Origin of the sequence: Streptococcus sp. HMSC078D09 (genome assembly GCF_001813675.1) — a bacterium.
In the GTDB taxonomy this organism is placed as follows: Bacteria; Bacillota; Bacilli; order Lactobacillales; family Streptococcaceae; genus Streptococcus.
In genome coordinates this window covers 176,052-183,372 of record NZ_KV813650.1, presented here as the reverse complement: position 1 = coordinate 183,372, position 7,321 = coordinate 176,052, and the positions used below count along the sequence as shown (strand labels likewise).

The 7,321-nt window shown below is 44.1% G+C and carries 5 protein-coding genes; all 5 read right to left on the bottom strand.

Features of this window, described 5'->3' with window-relative positions:
* Positions 1-89: 89 nt before the first annotated feature.
* The 5 genes from HMPREF2926_RS00920 to parE all read right to left on the bottom strand — a co-directional run bounded on the left by HMPREF2926_RS00920 (position 90) and on the right by parE (position 7,203).
* On the bottom strand, positions 90-320 hold the full coding sequence (locus HMPREF2926_RS00920) for a DUF2969 domain-containing protein (RefSeq protein ID WP_023918020.1): 231 nt from the start codon (positions 318-320) through the stop codon (positions 90-92).
* A 236-nt stretch (positions 321-556) separates the two neighbouring features.
* Positions 557-1,579 carry a branched-chain amino acid aminotransferase gene (locus tag HMPREF2926_RS00915; RefSeq protein ID WP_070586164.1) on the bottom strand — a complete coding sequence of 341 codons (1,023 nt, stop codon included), beginning with the start codon at positions 1,577-1,579 and terminating at the stop codon, positions 557-559.
* Between the two features lie 175 nt (positions 1,580-1,754).
* On the bottom strand, positions 1,755-4,208 hold the full coding sequence (gene parC / locus HMPREF2926_RS00910; protein WP_070586163.1) for a DNA topoisomerase IV subunit A: 2,454 nt from the start codon (positions 4,206-4,208) through the stop codon (positions 1,755-1,757).
* Between the two features lie 171 nt (positions 4,209-4,379).
* Positions 4,380-5,198 carry an aminoglycoside 6-adenylyltransferase gene (locus HMPREF2926_RS00905; protein ID WP_070586162.1) on the bottom strand — a complete coding sequence of 273 codons (819 nt, stop codon included), beginning with the start codon at positions 5,196-5,198 and terminating at the stop codon, positions 4,380-4,382.
* A gap of 55 nt (positions 5,199-5,253) precedes the next feature.
* Positions 5,254-7,203, bottom strand: coding sequence for a DNA topoisomerase IV subunit B (parE, locus tag HMPREF2926_RS00900; RefSeq protein ID WP_003007156.1), 1,950 nt, complete (start codon positions 7,201-7,203; stop codon positions 5,254-5,256).
* Between the last annotated feature and the right edge of the window lie 118 nt (positions 7,204-7,321).

Sequence of the window (7,321 nt, the reverse complement as noted above, 5' to 3'; positions counted from 1 at the left end):
TACAGTCCGCCGCGTTTAGCCTCTTCGCTATCTCTCCATATAAATCAACAGGATCTATTATACCATTGATTTATTATGATTGCAAGCCCTTATTTATTCAAATTATAATTTTCTATCAAAATTTCAACGGCTTTTTCAAGTTTTTTGTAAAGAGAATCCACATTTCCATTTTTGATAATGGCATATTGACCAGCCATATCTGCAATTTCACCAATCGTTTTCTTTCCAATGGACAAAGTGAAACCATCAAAAGTGTCTTTTCCGACGGTTACTTTACTATCAACGATTTGAATCTCAATTTTCTTATCTTTTTTACTCATTTCAACCCTCTTTTCACTTTTTCTATTTTACAAAAATTCTCTTGATGACGCAAGAGAAAAGGGAGTGGGTCAGAAAGAATTTAGTTAGAAATTCCTTCTTTATCCCACCCCCGCAAGAGTCATTCGGCACTCTTCTATTCCTAAAAGCGAATGAAGAGAAACATTAGCTACTGCGTCCTTTAGTTAAGACTTATTCTCATTGAAGCCTGGACACTTTTGTATCAGATGCTTTCGGTTTAATCGACTTTGAAAATCCATCCTTCTGGTGCTTCGACATCACCAAATTGGATACCAGTCAACTCGTCATAGAGCTTCCGTGTGACAGGACCTACCTCTGTTTCAGAATAGAAGACATGGAAGTCATCCCCGTGTTGAACACCTCCGATTGGAGAGATGACAGCTGCGGTACCACAAGCTCCTGCTTCTACGAAGCGATCCAAGTCATTGATAAAGACATCCCCTTCAATTGGTGTCATACCAAGACGGTGTTCTGCCAAGTAAAGTAAAGAGTACTTGGTGATCGATGGCAAGATAGAAGGACTCAGCGGGGTCACAAATTCGTTATTAGCAGTGATACCAAAGAAGTTTGCAGAACCAACTTCTTCAATCTTGGTGTGAGTCGCTGGATCGAGGTAAATCACGTCAGAGAAGTTACGATCATGCGCAATCTTACCTGGCAACATACTAGCTGCGTAGTTCCCACCAACTTTTGCAGCCCCTGTACCATGTGGTGCAGCACGGTCGTACTCGTCTTGAATCAAGAAGTTCGTTGGAACCAAACCACCTTTAAAATAGTTACCGACAGGCATGGCAAAGATGGTAAAGATATACTCTTCTGCTGGATGCACACCGATAATATCACCAACCCCAATCAAAAGTGGACGAAGGTATAGAGTAGCTCCTGTACCATACGGTGGAACATACTCTTCATTTGCTTTTACAACTGCCTTACAAGCATCCACAAACATATCCGTTGGAACTTGAGGCATCAGCAAACGATCTGCTGTGCGTTGCAAACGTTTGGCGTTTTGATCTGGACGGAACAATTGGACGCTTCCATCTTTTGTACGGTAGGCTTTTAACCCTTCAAAGGCTTGCTGACCGTAATGCAAACTTGGAGAAGATTCGGACAAATGCAAGGTCGCATCTTCTGTCAATTCTCCTTTTTCCCAAGCTCCATTGCGATAATGTGCCAAATAGCGATAGGGTAATTTCATATATGAAAAGCCAAGGTTTTCCCAATCAAGTGATACTGTCATGATAGTGCTCCTTTTTATTCTTTCTATTCCTTGTCGATCTGATGCAGGTCGATTCAGTTTCTCAATCTATGTACACTATTGTACACCATTTCATGAGAATTTCAAGCGAAATTTTCAATTTTCAGAAAATTTATTTTTAAAGAAAGTCAGTCCTAGAATGGACCGACGCTTTCTTTTATTTGATAGTAGCTGAAAAAACTTCTTGATCCGAAATGGTATCGTTGACAAAGGATCCATTGCTTGTTCTTTCAGAAATGCTTAATTGTGTTAAATCAACTTCTGTTACCTGACCTGTTGTAGAAGTGATCTGAAGAATTTGATCTTGTTCTGCCACTTCTTCTTGGCTCGTAAAGAGATCAAAATCTCCCTGGTCAGTGAAGACTGGACCTGCCTTGAAGACACGGTGTGGTTTATTTTTCAACTCCCGCAAGACCTGTAGTCCCCGTTTAGCCCGACTGGTCACAGGAATATCGTCTTGTAACATCCGTTTGAGACTGCCTCGCTGGGTCAGAATGTACATGCTTGGAGTCGTCGACTTAAAGGCGGCAGCAACTTGATCTCCGTCTTTGAGGTTAATGGCTTTGACCCCTGCTGCTTTGGCTCCTACGACAGGGACCTCCTCAATATTGAAGCGCAAGCCATAACCATTTTTGGTAATAATCATGATGTCTTCCAGAACAACTGGCGCAACTGCTACGATACGGTCGTCTTGATCTTTTAGCTTAGCATACTTAGTCGATTTAGAACGATAAGTCCGCCATGGGCTTAATTCCTTGCGTTCAAAGCGCTTGATTTGTCCTTGTTGAGTTGCCGCAAAGTAGGTTACTCCCTCAAACTGATCCACAATCTCCGCAAAGAGAATTTCTTCCTCTTGCTCGAAATTGGTCAAGGTCTGACTAAGGTGCTCTCCGATATCCTTCCACTTGGTATCTGTCAATTCGTGAATTGGTCGATAAATGGCATTCCCCAAGTTGGTAAAGAGTAAGAGGTGCTGAGTGGTCTTAGCAGGCTCTACAAAAATCAACTCATCATCGTCTCGCTTACCGACTTCTTCCACTGTCGACGCATTGAAGGAACGAGGCGAGGTCCGTTTAATGTAACCCGCACGGGTTACGCTGACGAAGGTTTCCTCTTCAACAATGAGACTGGCTGTATCGATCTCAATCGTTTTAGCAGTGTCTTGCAACTCACTACGACGCGGATTGCCAAAGAGTTTCTTGACTTCACGCAATTCCTTCTTCATGAGGTTAAACATAGTCCGTTCATCCCCAATGATGGCTGCCAAGGTCGCGATTTGCTCCTTGAGACTAGCATGTTCTTCTTCCAAGGTCACGATATCGGTATTGGTCAAGCGGTACAATTGCAAGGTAACAATAGCTTCTGCTTGTTCTTCCGTGAAATCGTAGCTGACCTTGAGGTTTTCCTTAGCATCTGCCTTGTTATCAGAAGCACGGATCAAGGCGATGACTTCATCCAGGATGGAAATGACGCGGATCAAGCCCTCTACGATGTGGAGCCGTCGTTCTGCCTTTTCCTTATCAAAGCGCGAACGAGCGACAATGATATCCCGACGGTGTGCAATGTAGCTAGAGAGAATCGGCACGATCCCCACTTGACGAGGGGTATAGTTGTCAATCGCCACCATATTGAAGTTGTAGTTGACCTGCAAGTCTGTATACTTGAACAAGTAGTTCAAGATCAAATCTGCATTGGCATCTTTCTTCAACTCAATGGCAATACGAAGACCATCCCGGTCAGACTCATCCCGAACTTCCGCAATACCGGCCACCTTGTTGTTGACACGGACATCGTCAATCTTCTTGACCAAGACAGCCTTGTTGATCTCATAAGGAATCTCGGTGACCACGATTTGCTGCTTGCCTCCTTTGAGCTGCTCAATCTCGGTTTTAGAGCGGACAACTACCCGTCCCTTACCTGTTTCATAGGCTTTCTTGATCTCATCCCGGCCTTGGATAATGGCACCCGTTGGGAAATCAGGTCCAGGTAGAAACTCCATAAGTTTGTCTACCTTGGCAGATGGATGGTCGATCATATAGACCACGGCATCGATGACTTCAGCGAGATTATGTGGCGGAATATCTGTCGCGTAACCAGCTGAAATCCCTGTTGCCCCATTGACCAAGAGATTTGGAAAAGCGGCCGGCAAAACCGTTGGCTCTTTTTCTGTATCATCAAAGTTCCAGGCAAATGGCACTGTATTCTTTTCGATATCTTGCAAAAGATAACCCGCAATTTCAGACAAGCGAGCCTCGGTATAACGCATAGCCGCTGGTGGATCACCGTCCATGGAACCATTGTTTCCGTGCATTTCAACAAGGATCTCGCGGTTCTTCCAGTCTTGAGACATGCGGACCATGGCATCATAGATAGAACTGTCCCCGTGAGGGTGGAAATTCCCCATGATATTTCCGACAGACTTGGCAGACTTGCGGTAGCCCTTGTCATGGGTATTGCCGTCCTTATTCATAGAATAAAGAATCCGCCGTTGAACAGGTTTCAAGCCATCCCGAATATCAGGAAGAGCCCGTTCTTGAATAATGTATTTGGAGTAGCGACCAAAGCGCTCCCCCATGATGTCCTCTAGGGACATATTTTGAATATTAGACATAAGATACAAAGCCCTTAAAATACAAGGTGAAAATTAGAAATTTATCTTTTCACACAGCACTCAGGGCGTGTTCAACTCCTTTCAAAGAATGTTGAGTAGTCTTTTGTAGAAAAAGGAATTCAGTCACACCAAGTAACCAAACGTTCCTTTCTGATGTTTAAAATAGATTCATTAATGATTAGAAAGTTTCTCTTTAGCATAAGAAGTCATTTTTTCCGCTACTTCCTTATCGTAAGTAAACCCCATCTTTTGGGCCAGAATTTGAGCTTCTCGATTGAATAGCCCCATGGTAGCAAATAAAGACTGAGTGATTTTATCGAAACTAGATAAATCAAGCAAAGCTGTGAACTCCTTCTCTTGCTCAGCTGGAAGATACTGGAAGAGGTACTTGTAGTTCTTTCCAATGTCAACTACTCCCCTATCGCTTGTCACCTGCCAAGCTAAGACCTTGAGCAATTCTTGCTGACAAATGCCATAGAGGTGGTCGGTCGCATAGATAAGCTGATTTCTTCGAATGGCCTTGACGATATAAGCCGATACCCACCAAAATTCATTGCAGGATGCTGCAAATTCCTCTTCAGTAGGCGGAACGGTCCAATAGCGCTTGGAATTAGGCTGATAGGATTCAAACAAACCTTTGTCGTCTTTTATAACTTCAAAATTTGCTTCGCTGTCCACCCACTCTTGGATAAACTCCTTGGGACAGAGGGTCAAATCGATACGGTTGCCGTCTTCAAAGAGCATGAGATACAGACGACGATGTCCCAGTCGGTTGTGCTGTTCGATGAGTCGATTTCCGTACTGATCCAACCAGGATAAATCTGAAATCAGGTCTTCTAGATCATCAACGATATAGACCACATCATAATCTTGAAACTCGTCTTTGGGTGCCCGAGGATTGGCTCGCGAACCGGATAAGGCCACTGCTTCCACTTGCAAGGACTCAGCTATCTGCAAAATCAGATTCATCATTTCTGTATCAGTTCTCATGTCGATTCCTTACCATTTCTACATCCCAGCTTATTTACTTTATAGTAGAAAGTGATTAAAATACCGTATTTTCTTCCAAGGTAAACTTAACGTTATCTTCGATCCATTGACGACGTGGTGCAGCCTTATCGCCCATTAGGACGGAGACACGGCGTTCTGCACGCGCTAAATCATCAATCGTGACACGGATCAAGGTGCGGGTTTCTGGGTTCATGGTCGTTTCCCAAAGCTGATCCGCATTCATTTCCCCCAACCCTTTGTACCGTTGAAGGGTCGCTCCACGGCCAAAGGTCCGACGCAACTCTTCTAATTCGCTATCTGTCCAAGCATAGGCTACTTCTTCTTTCTTGCCTTTGCCTTTCGACATCTTATAAAGAGGAGGAAGTGCAATGTAGACATGCCCTGCTTCTACCAAAGGGCGCATATAGCGATAGAAGAAGGTTAAGAGGAGGGTTTGAATGTGGGCACCATCCGTATCCGCGTCGGTCATGATAATGATCTTATCGTAGTTGGCGTCTTCCACAGAGAAATCTGCCCCGACTCCAGCACCGATGGTGTAGATCATGGTGTTGATTTCCTCGTTCTTGAGGATATCACTCATATTGGCCTTCTCAGTATTAAGAACCTTCCCACGAAGTGGAAGAATCGCTTGGAACTTCCGGTCCCGTCCTTGTTTGGCAGAACCGCCGGCTGAGTCTCCTTCGACCAGATAGAGTTCGTTTTTCTTAGGATTTTTAGACTGGGCTGGTGTTAATTTACCAGATAAAAGTCCTTTGTCCTTTTTGCTCTTCTTGCCATTTCGGCTTTCATCCCGCGCTTTTCGAGCAGCTTCACGCGCATCCCGGGCTTTAATAGCCTTACGAATGAGATTAGAAGCCAACTCCCCATTTTCCATAAGGAAGAAGGTCAATTTATCAGAAACAATGCTATCGACGACTGGACGAGCCAAGGGACTTCCTAATTTGTCTTTGGTTTGTCCTTCAAACTGCAAATGGGCCTCTGGAACCAGGATAGAGAGAACAGCAGACAAACCTTCACGGTAGTCTGATCCTTCCAAATTCTTGTCTTTTTCTTTGAGGAGTCCTGTCTTTCTTGCATAGTCGTTCATAGCCTTGGTAATGGCTGTCTTCAGACCCGTCTCATGGGTTCCCCCATCTTTAGTGCGGACATTATTAACGAAGGACAAGATATTATCTGAGTAACCATCATTGTATTGCATGGCCACTTCTACCTGAAAACCATCTGATTCGCCACTAAAGTAGAGAACCGGTGTCAAAGTTTCCTTGTCTTCGTTCAAGTACTCTACAAAATCTTGGACACCGTTTTCATAATGAAAGGCCACATGGTTATCTTCTTCCTTACGGAGATCGGTCAGCGTCAGCGTCACATCCTTAAGCAAGAAGGCTGATTCTTTGATTCGCTCAGCAATGGTATTAAATTTGAAATCCGTCGTTGAAAAAATGGTTGGATCTGGCATGAAGGTGACCTTGGTCCCTGTCTTTGACTTGGGTGCGGAGCCGATCTTTTCAAGGGTCGTAACTGGTTTTCCCCCATCTTCAAAACGTTGCTTGTAGACAGCTCCATCACGGGTAATCTCTACCTCTAGCCAGCTAGAAAGGGCATTGACGACAGAAGATCCCACTCCGTGAAGACCTCCAGATGTCTTATAGCCTCCTTGACCAAACTTCCCTCCGGCGTGGAGGACCGTAAAGATGACCTCAACTGTTGGTTTGCCCATAGCATGCATCCCGGTCGGCATTCCACGTCCCTGGTCTTCTACCGATAGCGAACCATCTTTATTAATCGTTACATCGATTTGTGAGCCAAAGCCAGACAAGGCTTCATCGACCGCATTATCCACGATCTCCCAGACCATGTGATGCAAGCCATTTCCGTCGGTCGATCCGATATACATCCCTGGACGTTTACGGACCGCATCCAACCCTTCTAGTACCTGAATGGCATCGTCATTATAATTATTAATATTGATTTCCTTTTTTGCCACAAGGAACCTCCTGTTTGTTCATCTTTTCTATATTACAGTTTTTTAGGAAATTTTGCAAAATTTTTTCTCTTTATATGGAGATTTCTATATCACAGTAAAAAATGACGGCTTGACACTT

Bases quoted from the DNA above. Each gene is read 5' to 3' on its own strand.
- HMPREF2926_RS00905 (WP_070586162.1), bottom strand. From the start codon at position 5,198: ATGAGAACTGATACAGAAATGATGAATCTGATTTTGCAGATAGCTGAG.
- HMPREF2926_RS00920 (WP_023918020.1), bottom strand. From the start codon at position 320: ATGAGTAAAAAAGATAAGAAAATTGAGATTCAAATCGTTGATAGTAAA.
- HMPREF2926_RS00915 (WP_070586164.1), bottom strand. From the start codon at position 1,579: ATGACAGTATCACTTGATTGGGAAAACCTTGGCTTTTCATATATGAAA.
- parC (WP_070586163.1), bottom strand. From the start codon at position 4,208: ATGTCTAATATTCAAAATATGTCCCTAGAGGACATCATGGGGGAGCGC.